Annotated in this window: 16 protein-coding genes; 10 read left to right on the forward strand and 6 right to left on the reverse strand. The window is 62.3% G+C overall.

The window, feature by feature from the left end; all coding sequences use genetic code 11:
• The first annotated feature begins 204 nt into the window (after positions 1–204).
• From AC1ROI_RS28545 to AC1ROI_RS28575, 7 genes are all read left to right on the forward strand, one after another.
• On the forward strand, positions 205–564 hold the full coding sequence (locus AC1ROI_RS28545; RefSeq protein ID WP_010455240.1) for a Zn-ribbon domain-containing OB-fold protein: 360 nt from the start codon (positions 205–207) through the stop codon (positions 562–564).
• Complete coding sequence (locus AC1ROI_RS28550; RefSeq protein ID WP_102595072.1) at positions 561–1,706, forward strand: thiolase family protein; 1,146 nt, start codon at positions 561–563, stop codon at positions 1,704–1,706. Before AC1ROI_RS28545 ends, AC1ROI_RS28550 begins: the two co-directional genes overlap by 4 nt.
• A 4-nt stretch (positions 1,707–1,710) precedes the next feature.
• Complete coding sequence (locus AC1ROI_RS28555) at positions 1,711–2,475, forward strand: SDR family NAD(P)-dependent oxidoreductase (RefSeq protein WP_102595071.1); 765 nt, start codon at positions 1,711–1,713, stop codon at positions 2,473–2,475.
• Between the two features lie 10 nt (positions 2,476–2,485).
• Positions 2,486–3,292: an enoyl-CoA hydratase/isomerase family protein gene (locus AC1ROI_RS28560; RefSeq protein WP_102595070.1), complete on the forward strand. Its 807-nt coding sequence runs from the start codon at positions 2,486–2,488 to the stop codon at positions 3,290–3,292.
• Between the two features lie 19 nt (positions 3,293–3,311).
• The gene (locus tag AC1ROI_RS28565; RefSeq protein ID WP_102595069.1) at positions 3,312–4,523 is read left to right on the forward strand and encodes a CaiB/BaiF CoA transferase family protein; all 1,212 of its coding nucleotides are present in this window, start codon (positions 3,312–3,314) and stop codon (positions 4,521–4,523) included.
• 556 nt (positions 4,524–5,079) lie between these two features.
• A complete protein-coding gene (locus tag AC1ROI_RS28570; protein WP_010455249.1) occupies positions 5,080–5,439 on the forward strand; it encodes a DUF6124 family protein in 360 nt (119 codons plus the stop codon).
• 426 nt (positions 5,440–5,865) lie between these two features.
• The gene (locus AC1ROI_RS28575; RefSeq protein ID WP_077749432.1) at positions 5,866–6,786 is read left to right on the forward strand and encodes a LysR substrate-binding domain-containing protein; all 921 of its coding nucleotides are present in this window, start codon (positions 5,866–5,868) and stop codon (positions 6,784–6,786) included.
• Here the strand turns inward: AC1ROI_RS28575 and AC1ROI_RS28580 are convergent.
• The 4 genes from AC1ROI_RS28580 to AC1ROI_RS28595 all read right to left on the reverse strand — a co-directional run bounded on the left by AC1ROI_RS28580 (position 6,707) and on the right by AC1ROI_RS28595 (position 10,907).
• Positions 6,707–7,300 carry a DinB family protein gene (locus tag AC1ROI_RS28580; protein WP_077749433.1) on the reverse strand — a complete coding sequence of 198 codons (594 nt, stop codon included), beginning with the start codon at positions 7,298–7,300 and terminating at the stop codon, positions 6,707–6,709. The genes AC1ROI_RS28575 and AC1ROI_RS28580 overlap by 80 nt on opposite strands.
• A gap of 102 nt (positions 7,301–7,402) precedes the next feature.
• On the reverse strand, positions 7,403–8,518 hold the full coding sequence (locus AC1ROI_RS28585) for an NAD(P)/FAD-dependent oxidoreductase (RefSeq protein ID WP_102595074.1): 1,116 nt from the start codon (positions 8,516–8,518) through the stop codon (positions 7,403–7,405).
• A 16-nt stretch (positions 8,519–8,534) separates the two neighbouring features.
• Positions 8,535–9,848, reverse strand: a complete 1,314-nt coding sequence (locus AC1ROI_RS28590) for an MFS transporter (RefSeq protein WP_102595068.1) — start codon at positions 9,846–9,848, stop codon at positions 8,535–8,537.
• A gap of 270 nt (positions 9,849–10,118) precedes the next feature.
• Positions 10,119–10,907 (reverse strand): SDR family oxidoreductase, encoded by a 789-nt coding sequence (locus AC1ROI_RS28595; protein WP_102595067.1) that lies wholly within the window; start codon positions 10,905–10,907, stop codon positions 10,119–10,121.
• Between the two features lie 154 nt (positions 10,908–11,061).
• Here AC1ROI_RS28595 and AC1ROI_RS28600 point away from each other — a divergent pair, with 154 nt between their 5' ends.
• The 3 genes from AC1ROI_RS28600 (at position 11,062) to AC1ROI_RS28610 (ending at position 13,682) form a co-directional block, all read left to right on the forward strand.
• Complete coding sequence (locus tag AC1ROI_RS28600; RefSeq protein WP_083376489.1) at positions 11,062–12,228, forward strand: iron-containing alcohol dehydrogenase; 1,167 nt, start codon at positions 11,062–11,064, stop codon at positions 12,226–12,228.
• A gap of 13 nt (positions 12,229–12,241) precedes the next feature.
• Complete coding sequence (locus tag AC1ROI_RS28605) at positions 12,242–12,556, forward strand: NIPSNAP family protein (RefSeq protein WP_083376488.1); 315 nt, start codon at positions 12,242–12,244, stop codon at positions 12,554–12,556.
• 142 nt (positions 12,557–12,698) lie between these two features.
• Positions 12,699–13,682 (forward strand): cyclase family protein, encoded by a 984-nt coding sequence (locus tag AC1ROI_RS28610; protein WP_102595066.1) that lies wholly within the window; start codon positions 12,699–12,701, stop codon positions 13,680–13,682.
• Here the strand turns inward: AC1ROI_RS28610 and AC1ROI_RS28615 are convergent.
• Together AC1ROI_RS28615 and AC1ROI_RS28620 are read right to left on the reverse strand one after the other, a co-directional pair.
• Complete coding sequence (locus tag AC1ROI_RS28615) at positions 13,675–14,604, reverse strand: LysR family transcriptional regulator (RefSeq protein ID WP_010455268.1); 930 nt, start codon at positions 14,602–14,604, stop codon at positions 13,675–13,677. The genes AC1ROI_RS28610 and AC1ROI_RS28615 overlap by 8 nt on opposite strands.
• A gap of 72 nt (positions 14,605–14,676) precedes the next feature.
• Entirely contained in the window at positions 14,677–16,260 is a 1,584-nt protein-coding gene (locus AC1ROI_RS28620) for an aldehyde dehydrogenase (NADP(+)) (protein WP_102595065.1), read from the reverse strand.
• Between the last annotated feature and the right edge of the window lie 120 nt (positions 16,261–16,380).

Raw genomic sequence — 16,380 nt, forward strand, 5'->3', positions numbered from 1 at the left:
CCCCCCCCCCCCCCCCCCCCCCCCCCCCCCCCCCCCCCCCCCCCCCCCCCCCCCCCCACTCCTACAGTGTTGTATTCCAGGCTGACCGATGGCTTGATTTTTTCTCAACCAAACCGGGTTTTTATATCGTTTGTCGGGCCTTCTGCCCTGCCCGACCATGACCTCCAGAGCTTGTTCGCAAGCCCATAACAACAGGAGGTCATCATGAGTTTTTCCACGTCCATCTGGACGCCGTCCACGCCACCCGGCCTGCATGCCTCGCGCCATCACCACAACGGCGAAATATTCTTTCCGTCCGTGCCGGACGATTCGCCGCTGAGCAACCAGTTCGACGACACCGTGCTAGACGTCGAGGGCCAGGTCTACAGCTTCACCATCATGCACCCGAGCCCGAAAAGCGGCCTCGCCCCGTTCGTGCTCGCCTACGTCGACCTGCCCGGCCCGGTGCGTTTGTTCGGGCGCCTGATCGGTACCCCCGGCGTGCCGGCCATTGGCGAAAAATGCCGAGTGATTGCCGACGACACCTACGGCTACGTTTTCCAGTCCCAGGAGGCCCGTCCATGAGCCAGATGCATGTAATGGGCGGCGCCATGACCGTCTTCGGCCGTCACCCCGGTGTCATGGCCCCGGAACTGGCCCAGCGCGCAATTCTTGACGCCGTGGCCGATGCCGGCTTGCAGCTGGCCGACATTCAGGCCGTGTACTGCGCCAATGTGCTGGGCGGGATGATTCTCGGGCAGGTGATCGTGCGCGATCTGGGCCTGAAAGGGATTCCGGTCTACAACATCGAAAACGCCTGTGCCAGCGGCGCGACGGCGGTGCACCTGGCGCGCCACGCCTTGCTCGCCGGTCAATATGAACGCGTGCTGGTGTTTGGGATCGAGCAGTTGACCGCATTGGGTGGCGGCATGATCCCAATGCAGCGCAACGACCGCATGACCGACCTCTACGCCACGGCAGGCATGGTGTTGCCAGCGGTCTACGCGATGCGCGCCACCCGTTTCATCCACGAGCGTGACGCCAAGCCCGCCGATCTGGCCGCTGTAGCGGTGAAGAATCGTCGTCACGGTTCGCTCAACGAATACGCCCAGCAACGCAACGAAGTCAGCCTCGAAGAGGTGCTCGCCTCGCGCATGATCGCCGACCCGCTGACCCTGTTGCAGTGCTGCCCGTCGCAAGTGGACGGTGCCGCTGCGCTGGTGCTCGGCAACAAACCGGGACCCCACGCCAAAGACGTCAAGGTGCTGGGTTCGATCATTGTCTCGGGCCTTCGCGAGAGCGGTGACGAAGACATTCTCGATGCCGAAATCACCGCACGCGCCGCACGCCTGGCCTATGAACAGGCCGGTGTCGCCCCGGCCGATATCGGTGTGGTCGAGTTGCACGACGCCTTCACCATCGCCGAGCTGCTGTATTACGAAGCCCTCGGGCTGGCCGCACCGGGCGAAGCGGTCTCGCTGTTGCACTCGGGCGCCACCGCCCTCGGTGGTCGGGTGCCGGTCAATCCAAGTGGCGGTCTGTTGGCCAAGGGTCATCCACTGGGCGCCACCGGTGTCGCGCAAATGGTCGAGTTGCTCTGGCAGTTGCAAGGCCGCGCCGGCAGCCGCCAAGCCGGCACTCCGCGCCTGGGCCTGGCGCAATGCACCGGTGGCGGTATCGCCGGGGTCGACCACGCGGCGTCAGCCGTGCACATCCTGGGAGTCTGAAGCCATGAACAACCAACACTTTGCGGCCGGCCAGGTCGCCGTCGTCACCGGCGCTGCTCGCGGGATCGGCCTGACCATTGCCCAACGACTGGCGCATCAAGGGGTGTTTGTCTACCTGCTGGATCGCGACGAACAGGCGCTGAACAGCAGTGTCAGCGCGATGAACGCCGAAGACTTGAAGGTCGCCGGAATTGCGCTGGACCTGACCGAAGGCGAGTCGGTCAACGCCGCCTTCACGCAGATCCACGAAGCCCACGGTCGCCTGGATTTTCTGGTGAACAACGCCGGCGTGGTCCGCGACAAACGCTTCCTGAACATGACCGAACAGGACTGGGACCTGGTGGTGGACACCAATCTGCGGGCGCAATTTCTCTGCTGCAAAGCGGCCCTGCCACTGATGCTGGAGAAAGGCTTCGGGCGCATCGTCAACATGTCGTCCCGGGCCTGGCTGGGCGGTTTCGGCCAGGCCAATTACTCGGCGGCCAAGGGCGGCGTGGTCAGCCTGACCCGTAGCCTGGCCATCGAGTTCGCGGCCAAAGGCATCACCGTCAACGCCATCGCCCCGGGCATCGTCGATACGCCGCTGTTCCAGAGTTTCACGCCTGAGGTGCAGGCAAAACTCAAGGACACGGTGCCGGTAAAACGCATCGGCACCCCGGACGACATTGCCAATGCCGTGGAGTTTTTCCTCGCCCCGGCCAGCAGCTACGTCACCGGGCAAACCCTGTATGTGTGCGGCGGACGCAGTCTGTCCTCGGCCAGCGTGTGAGGTGGACGCCATGTCAGTCACTTTGGAAGTCCACGGCCCTGTGGCCCTGATCACGATCGACCGCCCGCAAGCCCTGAATGCGCTGGACCTGGATTCCCTCCAGGCCTTGCGCGGCCATCTACGTGAAGTACGCGACCGCCGGGAACTGCGTGTGGCCGTGATCACCGGCAGCGGTGAACGGGCGTTTTGCGTCGGCGCCGACCTGAAAAGTACGCGGGCCTCCTCGGCCTCCTATGCCGAGGCGCTGTTCCTGGCCAACGAACCCGCCGCAGACGCCGGGCTTTACATCCGCCAGATGGACCTTGCCGACCTCGACCTGCACAAGCCGCTGATTGCCGCCATCAATGGCCATTGCCTGGGCGGCGGCCTGGAGCTGGCGTTGCAATGCGACCTGCGCATTGCCAGTGCCAGTGCGACGTTCGGTCTGCCGGAAGCCGCCGTCGGATCGATTCCGGCGGTCAGCGGCCTGCATCGTTTGATGCGCGCGGTGCCGCCCGCCCATGCGATGCAGATGGCGTTAACCGGGTCGCGCATCGATGCGTGGCAGGCCTGCGCTATTGGCTTGATCTCCGAGCGTCTGGACAGCCACGAGGCCCTGTTGCATCGGGCGATGATCCTGGCCGAGCAGATTGCCCGCCAGGCACCGCTGGCGATCCAGGCCTTGCAAACCCTGGCCCGCAGTACCGCGCACTTGAGCGACAGCGACGCCCAGCGTTTGACCGAATTGTATTGGGGCGTGTTGCGCGACACCGAGGATCGTCTCGAAGGCCGGCAGGCGTTTGCCGAAAAACGCGCACCGCATTACACGGGCCGCTGAAGCGCCCGAGGAGGCGAACATGTTACGTACCGCTCTGGACGGTCTGACCGTCCTCGATTTCACCCAGATCGCCGCCGGCCCCACGGCAACCATGCTGATGGCCGACATGGGCGCGCGGGTGATCAAGATCGAATCCCACGAAGGCGAACTGGGCCGTACCCTCGGCCCGGCGTGGGTTGGCGAGGATAGCGCGCTGTATCACGCGTTCAATCGCGGCAAGCTGGGTATGAGCCTGGACCTGAAACACCCGGACAGCGCCGCAGTGATCAAACGACTGGTGCTGCAAGCCGACGTACTGGTCGAAAGCATGCGCCCTGGCGTCATGGCTCGACTGGGACTGGGTTATGAGGACCTGGCTGCACTGAAACCGGACCTGATCTACTGCTCGATTTCCGCCTACGGGCAGGAAGGACCGTATGCCGATCGGGCGGGCGTCGACGGCATTCTGCAAGCCGATTCCGGCCTGATGAGCCTGATCGGCACGCCGAACTCGGCGCCCTCCAAGGTGCAAGCGCCGGTGGTGGATGTGGTCACCGGTTATATGGCATGCATGGCCGTGTTGGCCAAGCTGCATGCCCGAGAAAAGGACGGCCTGGGCGGCCACCTCGACGTCAGCCTGATGAACTCGGCCCTGGCGCTGCAACAAGCGTCGCTGGCGAGCTTCCTCTGCGACGGCAAGCTGCCGACCCGCATCGGCAGCGCCGCGCCCTACTCTGCTCCGAACGAAGCCTTTGAGGCGGCGGATGGCTGGTTGATGGTCGCGGCGTACAACGGCAATCGCTGGCCGACCCTGAGCAGGGTGCTCGGGCACCCGGAGTGGATCGACGACCCGCGTTTTGCCAGCTCGGCGCAACGGGTGGTTAACCGTGAAGCCATGTGCGCGGCACTGACCGACGTGTTCCACACCCGGCCGGTGGCCCATTGGCTAGCGGTGCTGCGCGAGGCCGACATCCTTTGCTCCAGGGTCAGCGATTACAACGACGTGCTGGCCCATCCGCAAATCGCCAGCAATGGCATGCTCGTGGAACTGCACCACCCGCAGCATGGCGTGGTTCGGGTACCGGGGTTTCCGGTCAACAGCCTCGAAGCCGCGCAAACGCCGTATGCGCCGGCGCCGGAGAATGGCCAGCACTCGCGGTCGGTGTTGCGTGAGTTCGACTTTTCTGAGGATGAGATTGCCGATTTGCTGGCGTCCAATGCGATGCATTGTCCAGAGGTGGAGTTGGCCTGACCGAGTCCCTGTGGCGAGGGAGCTTGCTCCCGCTGGGTCTCGCAGCGGCCCCAAAACCTGCAAGCGCGCACTGTCAGGATGACCGCGTTGGATGGTTTGGCGCCTGCTGCGCCCGAGCGCGGATCGGACGGCGGGAGCAAGCTCCCTCGCCACAGAGTGTTGTGTATGGACACATCCGGCCACTTATCGCGCTCGTCTGTTTAAGCGTGAAACGGTGTTTGTTTAAACCACCTCAAAGATACGTCCTGAAAGCTACAAATCCTTGCGCCGTTGCCTACGGCTACGCCAGAATCCGCCGGCTTGTGCGCCTTGGGGCCGCTCGGTAACTTGATTCCCGTCACTGCTCATCAGTGATCGGGTTTAGTCGCCCGTGCTAACTCAGTTGTGCGTGCATCTGTCATGCAGGTCTTTCATTCCTGTATCTGATGGTGGCTGTACGCAGGGCGCTCTCGGGCGCGCCGGATTGCTGAGTTTCCCGGTCGACTAACCTGCGTGCAGCTGCCTCCCCTTACGTTTAGTCGCAAGAGGGGTGGCACCCAATTTGGAAACTCAGCATATGTTCAAAGTAACGCCCAACCCACCGGACACCGATCCGGTCTCCCCCTACGAACCCGATTCAAAAAAACTCAACGAAGCCGCCGAGCGCGCCCTCGACTTCCACTTCCCATCGAACGCCGACATCAAAGCCACCCCGCGAACCCGCAGCACTCTGTTCTCCGTAGACCCCGAGGCCACGGCCGAAACCCTGGCGGTTTATCTGGTCGAAATACTCGCCTCAGTCGACGTGATGGTCCACCAGTTGGTGGATCACCTGGAGGGAGAGTCGCGCTACGCCCTGCTGGGGATTTCCAACAGCATCATGATGGCGGAGATCACGGCGAACCGGGTGTTGGATAAGATCGATCTGCCTATATAAGTGCCGCTCTGCGGTGAGTGAATAACTGACGTTGAATTGTGCAGCGGTCCCATTTTTCCGGGGCCGCTTCGCGGCACAGCGTATAGATAGCGGACAGATAAATAGATGCATCCCCTTTTCTCGTGGAACTTACAAAACCCTGTGGCGAGGGAGCTTGCTCCCGCTGGGTCGCGCAGCGGCCCCAAAACCTGCAACTGCGGTGATTCAGGTAAACCGCGGGTATAGGATTTACGACTGCTGCGCAGCCGAACGGGACGGTGCGACGTTTCGCTCCCCCCTCGCCACAGGTAAATCCCTTCACAGCAGGTGGCCCTTTCATTTCATGTGGTTTTTGCATCACAGGTAACCCCCTCATCACCGGTGCTCTCTCGCCACAGGGTTTGATGCTTTACTGAAAAGACCCAAAAACCCTGCGAGTACCCCCACATGAACCGCAACGACCTGCGCCGCGTGGACATGAACCTGCTGGTGATTTTCGAAACGTTGATGTTCGAGAAGAACCTGACCCGGGCCGGGGAGAAACTGTTCCTCGGTCAGCCCGCTGTCAGTGCTTCGCTGGCCAAGTTGCGCGATCTGTTCGACGACCCGCTGCTGGTGCGCAACGGTCGGGTGTTGGAGCCGACCCAACGGGCGTTGGCGATTCTCAAGGAGTTGCAGCCGGCGATGGACACCATTTCCGGTGCGGTCAGCCGGGCCAAGGATTTCGACCCGTCCACCAGCCGCGATGTGTTCCGCATCGGCTTGTCCGACGACGCCGAGTTCGGTCTGTTTCCGCCGCTGCTCAAGCAAATACGCGAAGAGGCGCAGAACGTCGTGGTGGTGGTGCGAAGGGTGAATTACTTGCTGATGTCACCGATGCTCGCCTCCGGGGAGATTTCCGTCGGGATCAGTTACACCACGGAGCTGCCGGCCAATGCCAAGCGCAAGAAATTGCGCGACCTGAGCGTGAAGATTCTGCGTGGCGACAACCGTCCCGGCCCCCTGACCCTGGATGAGTATTGCGAACGCCCTCATGCGCTGGTGTCTTTTTCCGGAGACTTGACCGGTGCTATCGACAACGATCTGGCGCGCATCGGCCGCTCGCGGCGGGTGGTGCTGGCGGTGCCGCAATTCGCCGGGTTGCGTGCCCTGCTGGCCGGCACCGACCTGCTGGCCACGGTGCCGGATTACGCGGCGTGTGCGCTGATCGAAGGCAGCAGCCAGCTGCGGGCCGACGACCCGCCGTTTGACATCGTGCTGTCCGAACTGTCCATGGTCTGGAACGGGGTCAACGATAACGACCCGGCAGAACGTTGGTTGCGTTCGCGAATTGCGCAACACATGTCGGCTGAGTTGCCGGTGCTTTGAGCGCGTTGAAAGCCGGGTCGGTCTCGCGCAGGAAGATCGGCAGGTCGGTCATCGGTGGCATCGCCGGGATGTCGAAATACATCTGGATCACCCAGCCGCGGTGGTAACTGGCGTGATTGACCACGTGCAGCAGCATCGCGCCGGCGCTCATGGTGCCGCTCTCGCCGGAGACGAACGTGAACTCGACCGGCTTATCCAGCGACCTCTCGGTCTGCCTTGCGCTCCAGTTGCAATACCAGTGATCGATGTCCTTTTGCGCCATGCGCAAATCAGCCAGGTCGGGATGGAGCAGATCGTGTGAGGTTTTGAAGCCGTGCCCTCGGCCTTCGAGGTGAGCCTGCCAGATGCAGTCCACGACATAGATATGATTCAGGGTGCCGATCATGTTCTTGAACACCGACACCCGCTCTTTGTTGACCTCCCCCGGCGGCAGCGCGGCCAGGCTGTCAAAGAGGCGCTCATCGGCCCATTGCTTGTAATCGGCAAGCATGCGGGCAGTGCGTATGTTGATCATCAGAGTTCTCCCATTACGATGGGCACACTGGCAAGCATAGACCGCTCGGCGGCTGGCAGCGCAGACGCTGATAACCGGCACCTCACCGCAACGCGACAGCTGCTACAGGGAATGCGGTGTCAGGCGTTGTACCACCCGATCAGCCAGCGCCAGGCAGCTGGTGAGGCCCGGTGATTCGATGCCGAACAGATTCACCAACCCCGGCACACCATGCTCGACCGGGCCGCTGATGAGGAAGTCGGCGGCCGGTTCGGTCGGGCCGGAAATCTTCGGGCGGATGCCGCTGTAGGCGGGTTGCAGGCTGTTATCGGGTAACGTCGGCCAGTAGCGGCGGATGGCCTGATAGAACCCGTCGACCCGGCGCGGATCGACGCGGTAATCGACATGGTCGACCCATTCGACGTCCCGCCCGAAACGCGCCTGCCCGCCAAGATCGAGGGTCATGTGCACGCCCAGGCCGGCGCTCTCCGGTGCCGGATACACCAGATGCCGGAATGGCGCCCGGCCACTGAAACTGAAATAACTGCCCTTGCACAGGCGTGCCTCGGGAACGTATTGCGTCGGCAAGCCTTCGATCCGGCTCGCCACCTCCGGCGCGGACAAACCGGCGCAATTGATCAACTCGCGACAGGTCAAGGTCATCGGCTGTGCGCCGCCCATGTGCAATTCGAAACCTTGTTCGGTGCAACGGGCGGACACCAACGGCGTGTGCAAGGCAATCGAAGTGCCCGAGGCTTCGGCGTCTGCCTGAAGCGCCAACATCAGCGCATGGGAATCGACGATCCCGGTGGACGGCGACCAGAGCGCGGCGACGCAGGACAGCGCCGGTTCAAGCGACCGAGCCTGCCCGGCGTCCAGCCATTGCAAGTCATCGACGCCATTGCGCCGGCCCTGCTCCAGCAACCTCTGCAAGGCCGCGCACTGGCTGTCATCGGTGGCCACGATCAACTTGCCCAGGCGCTGGTAATCGACACCGCGCTCATCGCAAAAGGCGTACAGGCGATGCTTGCCCTCCACGCACAATTGCGCTTTCAGGCTGCCGCTCGGGTAATAGATGCCGGCGTGGATCACTTCTGAATTGCGCGAACTGATGCCCACACCAATCCCCTCGCCGGCTTCGATCAGGATCACTTCCCGCCCGCTACGGGCCAGTGCCCTGGTCACCGCCAGGCCAACCACGCCGGCGCCGACCACCACGCATTCGATATCGACGCTCACCTGCCCTCCGCTCATGTCAAGCCAGCCCTCGTTCCCGATAATCGATCAGGCTGGAGAATATCGCCAGCAGCATGGCCATGACCACGAAGAAGATCAGCACCAGGAAATACGAGCCGGTGAACTGCACGATCAATCCGATCAGGATCGGCACGATAACCCCGGCCATGTTGCCGCAGAAGTTCATGGTGCCGGCCAGCACACCGGTTTTCGAGGTGCCGCCGAGGATCGACGGAATGCACCAGTACATGCCGCACCAGCGAATGAAAAACATCGCTACGCAGAGCAGACCGATGGCCTTGCCGGCTTCATTGGTATAGGCCACCGCCAGCATGCACAGGGCCGCGACCAGCGCCGAACCACTGAACATGCTGCGCATCACCAGGTTGGGCGAGGCGCCGCTGGTTTTCCATTTATCCCCCAGATAACCGCCGACCAGCTCGCCGACGAAACCGCACATGAAAATCAGGAAGGTCGCACCGCCCATGCTCGAAATGTTCAGGCCGTGGGTCTGGTGCAGGTAGCTCGGCATCCAGGTCAGCAAACCGTAGAACACGCTGAGAATGCAGCAGTAACCGGCGAACATCGCGAGCACCGAACGGTCCTTGAGCAGCTCTTTGAGGGGGATGCTGGTCACCGTGCCGGGTTGGCTGACTTTGCGATTGCCTTCGGTGATGTGCGCCAGTTCCGCCGCGTTGACACCGGGGTGTTCGCTGGGATGGTTGCGGATGTATTTCCACGCCAGTACACCGGCAAGCATGGTGCCGATACCGGCGATCACGAAGGCGATGCGCCAGGAATCGAACCAGCCGATCAGCCCGGCAATGATGATCGCGCCGAAAGCACTGCCCAGCGGTGCGCCGCCATCGACCAGCACCGCGCCACGTCCGCGTTCGTTGGGAGTCAGCCAGGCGCCGTTGAGTTTGGCCCCGGCCGGCATGATCGGCGACTCGGCGATGCCCAGGCCCATACGCGTGATCAGCAGCGTGATCCAGTTGTGCGCACCGGCAGCCAAGGCCTGGAAGGCGCCCCAGGCGACAGTCGCGATGACGATGACGCGACGGGTCTGAAAACGGTCCAGCAGCATGCCGCCGGGAATCTGCATCAATGCGTACGACCAGAAAAACGCACTGAGCATCAAGCCTTCCAGCGCGGGAGGGATCTGGAACTCACTGGAAATCAGCGGCAAGGCCACCGACAGCGAAGCGCGGTCGATGTAGTTGATGGCGGTCAGCAGCAACATGATGAGGAAGATCCGCCAGCGCACGCTGGTCGGACGCTCGGTGGCAGACGCGGCGGCGAGCCGCAGGGTTTCGGCACTCGGATTGTTCATGAGGGGCGCTCTTGTTGTTGTGGGTGCAAGCGGCCCAATACCCGCCTATTAACGCAAAACCTGTAGGAGCGAGGCTTGCCCGCGAAGGCGATGTGTCATTAACAATGATGTCCACTGACACTCCGCCTTCGCGGGCAAGCCTCGCTCCTACTGGGTTTACATCTTGGCTGACGGGTGTTGGGCAAGCACCCCAACTCTAATCACGCGTCCTCGGGCTGAATAATGAGGGGATCTGATTAGGGGATCACCAAACGTCATCCCCCGAAAAGATCAGAACGTCCCGGGGTAACTGCCGCCGTCCAGCAGCAGGTTTTGCCCGGTGAGGAAACCGGCATTGGCGCTGCAGATGAACGCGCAGTAGGCGCCGAACTCATCGGGTTGCCCGAAGCGCTGGGCCGGCACGTGCTTGCGCCGCTGTTCGCTGATGCTTTCGACGCTGGCGCCATTGGCCTCGGCGGCGGCGCTCAGGGTCTTGTGCAAACGCTCGGTCTCGAACGGTCCCGGCAGCAGATTGTTGATCGTCACGTTATGCCCGGCCAGCCGCGACTGGCGTGCAAGCCCGGCGATAAAACCGGTCAGGCCGCTGCGTGCGCCATTGGACAGTCCCAACACATCGATTGGCGCCTTCACCGCGCCGGAGGTGATGTTGACGATACGCCCGAAACCGCGCTCGGCCATGCCATCGACGCAGGCCTTGATCAGCTCGATGGGCGTGAGCATGTTGGCATCCAGCGCCTTCAGCCAGTCGTCGCGTTGCCAGTCACGGAAGTCACCCGGAGGCGGTCCGCCGGCGTTGTTGATCAGGATGTCCACCTGCGGACACGCCGCCAACACCTGGTCGCGCACTGCGGGCGTGCTGATGTCCCCGGCCACCGTGCGCACGTCGATGCCCGGCGCCAGGCTGCGCAATTCTGTAGCGGCAGCCTGCAAGGTTTCGTCACCCCGGGCGTTGATCACCAGGTTGACGCCCTCCTTCGCCAAGGCCCGCGCACAGGCCAGACCCAGGCCCTTGCTGGCGGCGCAGACGATGGCCCAGCGACCAGAAATACCCAAATCCATGACGATGCTCCTGACGGTTGGAAAACCTCACGTTACCACCAGGACCCGCCTCGCCGGGGGATGACAAAGGGTGATCGGCGGATCAGACCTTTTCATTATCGGCCGCCTCCCACGCTTATTACTGTCTGCGGACCAATAAGAACCGGAGAAACCCATGAACCCGTTCCAGTTTTATTTCCCCACCACTTTGAAAAGCGGCAATGGCCTGGTGCGTCAGGCCGGTGCATTGCTCAAGCCCCATGTTCGGAAAAAACTGCTGGTGGTCACTGACGCAGGGCTGATGGCGTCGGGCGTGATGGAAGGTTTTTTCGCCTCCCTGGCCGAGAGTGACATCGGCTATGAAGTGTTTTCCGGCGTTGAACCGAACCCCACCACCGACGTGCTGGAACGAGCCGTGGCCTTCCTGAAAAACCACGACTGTGACTCGGTGATCGGCGTCGGTGGCGGCAGCAGCATCGACACCGCCAAGGGCGTGGCGGCCATGGCCACCAACCCCGGCAACATCCTCGACTACGAGGGCTACGACAAACTGCTGCACCCACCCCTGCCGATCTTCGCGATCCCGACCACCTCCGGCACTGGCAGCGAATGCACCGCCTCCACCGTGTTCACCAACACCAAGACCCTGTTCAAAACCGTGATCATCAGCCCGGCACTGTTTCCGAAACTGGCGATTCTCGACGCCGAGCTGACGCTCAAACTTCCACCGTCGATCACCGCTGCGACGGGCATGGACGCCTTGACCCACGCCATCGAATCGTACGTGTCGAAGCAGGCCAACCCGGTCAGCCAGGCCCTGGCGCTGCAAGCGATCAAGATGATCTGCACGCACCTGCCCAAGGCATTTTTCAGCGGCTCCGACCTGCACGCCCGGGAACAGATGCTGCTTGGGTCGTTCCTCGCGGGCGTAGCCTTCGCCCAATCGAAACTGGGCAACGTGCATGCGATTTCCCATACCTTCGGCGGCGTCTTCAACATTCCCCACGGCATCGCCAACGCCACGCTGCTGCCCTACGTCATCGAATACAACCTGGCGGCCTGCCCGGAGCTGTTTCGCGAGATTGCCATCGCCATGGGCGAAGACATCGACGGCCTGAGCCTGGCCCGCGCCGGGCACAAAGTGGTGGACCACGTGGTGGCGCTGAACAAGGCCATCGGCATTCCCGACAACATCAAGGACCTGGGCGTGGACCTGGATTACATGCCGCAAATGGTCAGTGACTCGATGCGCAGCGGCAACGTGCTGGTCAACCCACGCCTGACCACCGCCGCCGACATTGAGCGAATCATCAGCAACGCCTGGCACGGCATTCATTCCTGAAGAGAACACGCCCATGTTTTACGAAATGCGCACCTACACGATTCAAATCGGAAAAATGCAGACCTACCTCAAGCACTTCGAGGAAGCCGGGCTACCGGTGATCTCCCGCTACACCACGCTGGTGGGCTGGTGGTACACCGAAATCGGCGAGCTGAATCAGGTGATCCACATCTGGGCCTACGAGAGCCTCGACGACCGGATCAACAAACGCGCGGCGCTGTATCAGGACCCTGACTGGCTAGAGGGTTTCGTGCCGAAAGCGTTCCCGATGCTGGAAAAGATGGAATCGAAACTGCTGATCGCCGCCGATTTCTCCCCGATCAAATAAACCCCTGTGGGAGCGAACCTGCTCGCGATAGCGGTATGTCAGACGCATCAAGGTTAACTGGCACTCCCCATCGCGAGCAGGCTCACTCCCACACGGGGATTTGTACTGGCCTGCCGAATCGGCTCAAACCAAGGACAACCTCATGTGCGACCACAATCCCAACAATACCGCCGCCGACCGATCTCCCGACATCAAGGCCTTGCTCGAAGGCCTGCCCACTAACTGGGGCAAATGGGGGCCGGACGATGAAGTCGGGGCCCTGAATTACCTGCAAAGCGCCGAGATCCTCCGGGGCATCGCCTCGGTGCGCCAAGGCAAGACCTTCACCCTGCAAGTGCAGATCGGCCATCCCAAGGGCGAGCCGTTGTGGCCCGGCCGACGCCCGTCGATGCGTGTCAACGTGCTGGACAAGGGCCACTTCCTGGCGGGCAAGACCCACTTTGACGGTCACGTGGAATACGCCGACGATGTGATCTTCATGCACCTGCAAGGCTCGACCCAATACGATGCGCTCGGCCACGTCTGGCACGACAACAAACTGTGGAACGGCTACGACGCCATGAGCACCATCGGCAGCATGGACAAGGCCAGTATTCTGCCGATTGCCGAACGCGGAATTGTCGGCCGCGCGGTGCTGATCGACATGGCGCGCCATCGCGGCAAAGCGGTGCTGGACAAGGGCGAAACCTTCAATCACCTGGACCTGCTGGCCGCAGCAAAAGCCCAGGGCATCGAGATCGAGAAGCGCGACATCCTGATCATCCGCACGGGTTGGATCGGCTCGTTCTATGAGCGCGAACCGGAAGAGTTCTACAAGGACTTCGCCGAGCCGGGCCTGACCTTCAGCCGCGAACTGGTGGAGTGGTTTCACCAGATGGAAATTCCCAACCTGGTGACCGACACCATGGCCAACGAAGTGGCGGTCGACCCCACCTCGGGCGTGCTGATCCCGCTGCACAATGCCTTGATGCGCAACCTCGGCGTGACCTTCACCGAAGTGGCGCTGCTCGACGACTTGGCCAGTGATTGCGCCGAAGACGGCCAGTGGCAGTTCCTCTACACCGCCGCGCCGTTGAAGATTGTCGGCGGGACCGGTGCGCCAGTGAATCCGATTGTGATCAAGTAGTCAGGTCCTGCTTCAGCTCGTTGATCAGCAGGGTCGCTGCCGGAGACAGGTCGGCGCCGGCCCGGCTGATCACACCATAAGGCTCGATCAGCGCGCGCATGGACACCGGCAATTTCACCAGCAAATCGTGTTGCTCGCAGAATTGCGCGACTTCCACCGGGATCACCGCCAGCAAGGTCGGGTCCTGCTGCACCAACAGAATGGTGGCGAAGGTCGATGAGGTTTCCAGCGGATAACGCGGAATCTCCAGCCCCGCCTCATTTAACTCACGCTCCAGGGCCTGGCGCATCGGCATGTCCTTGGGGTAGACCACCCAGCGGTAATCGCTCAGTTGCGACAACTGCAACGACTCGGCACGGGCCAACGGATGGTCTTTGCTGGCGACCACCGCCAAGGGCTCTTCGCTGAGTTCGATGCAGTCATAAGCGTCCGAGCGCTGGCCGACGCTGGTGCGACAGATCGCCAGGTCCAGCCGCCCTTGATCCAGCAAACCGAGCAAGGTGGCGCTGGTGTTTTCCACCAGTTCCACGGACAACTCCGGCTGCTTGAGCCTTAATTCGCTCAGGGCCCGGGTCAGCAACGGCACCGCGCCCATGATCACGCCTACCGACAACCGCCCGCCCTGGCCCTGCATGATGCTGAGCATTTCCTCGCGCAAATGTTCGACGTCGCTGTAGATCAGCCGTGCATAACGAATCATGCAACGGCCCATTTCATTAGCAACCAGGCCCTTGGGCTGACGTTCGAACAGCGGCATCCCAAGCAACGACTCGACTTCGTGCAAGGCCTTGGTGGCGCCGGACTGGGAAATCGAAATGTGCTCGGCGGCCTTGTGCAACGAGCCACGATCGTCCAGCGCGATCAGCAACCGCAGTTGTTTGAGTCGAAGCCGCGAAGCGATGCTGCCAAGTGAAGGAACCATGTCGGTGTGTGCTCGATTCAATGGACAAATCCGTCAGGCCCACGCCGCCATTTGCCGGCGTGGGCAAAGTGGTTAGCTCAGGGGCGCCCTGCTCCACTGGCCATCGACCAGTCGATTGAGGCTCAGCGGGTTAGCGTTTTGCAGCGCCTGGGGCAGGTACTCATCAGGATAGTTCTGGTAGCAGACCGGCCGCAGGAAGCGATCAATGGCCAAGGTGCCGACTGAGGTGCCGCGGGCATCCGAAGTGGCTGGATAAGGTCCGCCATGCACCATCGCATCGCTGACCTCGACGCCGGTCGGGTAGCCGTTGAGCAGCAAGCGTCCGACCTTGTCTTCGAGTAGCGGCAACAGCTCGCCGAAGCGATCCAGGTCCGCCGGATCGGCAATCAGCGTGGCGGTCAGTTGACCGTGCAAACTGCCGAGCACGGCACGCAGTTGGTGCCGGTCTGCGACCTCCACCACCACCGTGGCCGGGCCGAAGATCTCTTCCTGCAACAACGGATCGCCGTCGAGCAACAACTGTACGTCGGCCTTGAACAACTGCGGTTGCGCCTTGGATTTGCCCTGCGGCTGACCGGCGAGGTGATCGACCCGTTCGTGGGCCACGATGTGTTGAAGACCTGCGCGATAGCTGTTCAGGGCGCCAGCGTTGAGCATGGTCTGGGCCGGTTGGCTGCCCATGTTTTGCGCGAATACGTCCAGGAACTCGCTGAACTGCGGCGAGTGCAGGCCGATGATCAGTCCGGGGCTGGTGCAGAACTGGCCGCAGCCGAGGTTGATCGACGCGGTCAGTTCCTCGGCGACTTGGCTGCCACGGGTGTTCAGCGCCTCAGGCAGCAGGATCACCGGGTTGATACTCGACATCTCGGCGAACACCGGGATCGGTTGCGGGCGCGCGGCGGCCAGGTCGGACAAGGCTCGACCGCCCTTCAATGAACCGGTGAAACCGACGGCCTTGATGCCATCGGCCTTGACCAACCCCTGGCCGACACCCGCGCCGTAAATCATGTTGAACACGCCCGAAGGCATGCCGGTGCGCTGTGCCGCGCGCACGATGGCGCTGGCCACGCGGTCCGCGGTCGCCATGTGCCCGCTGTGGGCCTTGAACACCACCGGGCAACCGGCGGCCAGCGCAGAAGCGGTATCGCCACCGGCGGTGGAAAACGCCAGTGGGAAATTGCTCGCTCCGAACACGGCGACCGGGCCGACGCCGATGCGGTACTGACGGATGTCCTGGCGCGGCAACGGTGTGCGTTCGGGTTGAGCCTGATCGATCCGCGCACCGAGAAAATCACCCCGGAGCAACACCTGCGCAAACAAGCGTAACTGGCCCGTGGTGCGATTGCGCTCACCGCGAATCCGCCCTTCGGGCAAGGCGGTTTCCTGGCACACCAAGGCGATAAAATCGTCACCCAGCGCATCGATTTCATCAGCTATTGCGCCAAGAAACTCCGCGCGTCGTAACGGCAACAGCTGACGAAACGGTGCAAAAGCTCGCGTGGCGGCCGTCACTGCCAGCGCGACTTCCTGATCATTGGCCTGATGAAAAACATAGGGCAGTGCTTGCCCGGTACTGGCGTCGAAACTCTGCAACGTTTCGCCGCCCAGAGCGCTGCGCTGCCCGTCGATAAACTGCTGGCCCAAAATAGCGGACATCAATAACTCCCTCGCCGGCGTTCGGCAGGCGATCATTCGAATTGAAGGGGTACGCCGAAGGCGCACGCTTCACTCTATTGGCCGGGCTGATGGGCAACAAATGACAACAACGGGCCAGGG

The sequence above is a fragment of the Pseudomonas sp. GW823-FHT02C02 genome (assembly GCF_058797635.1).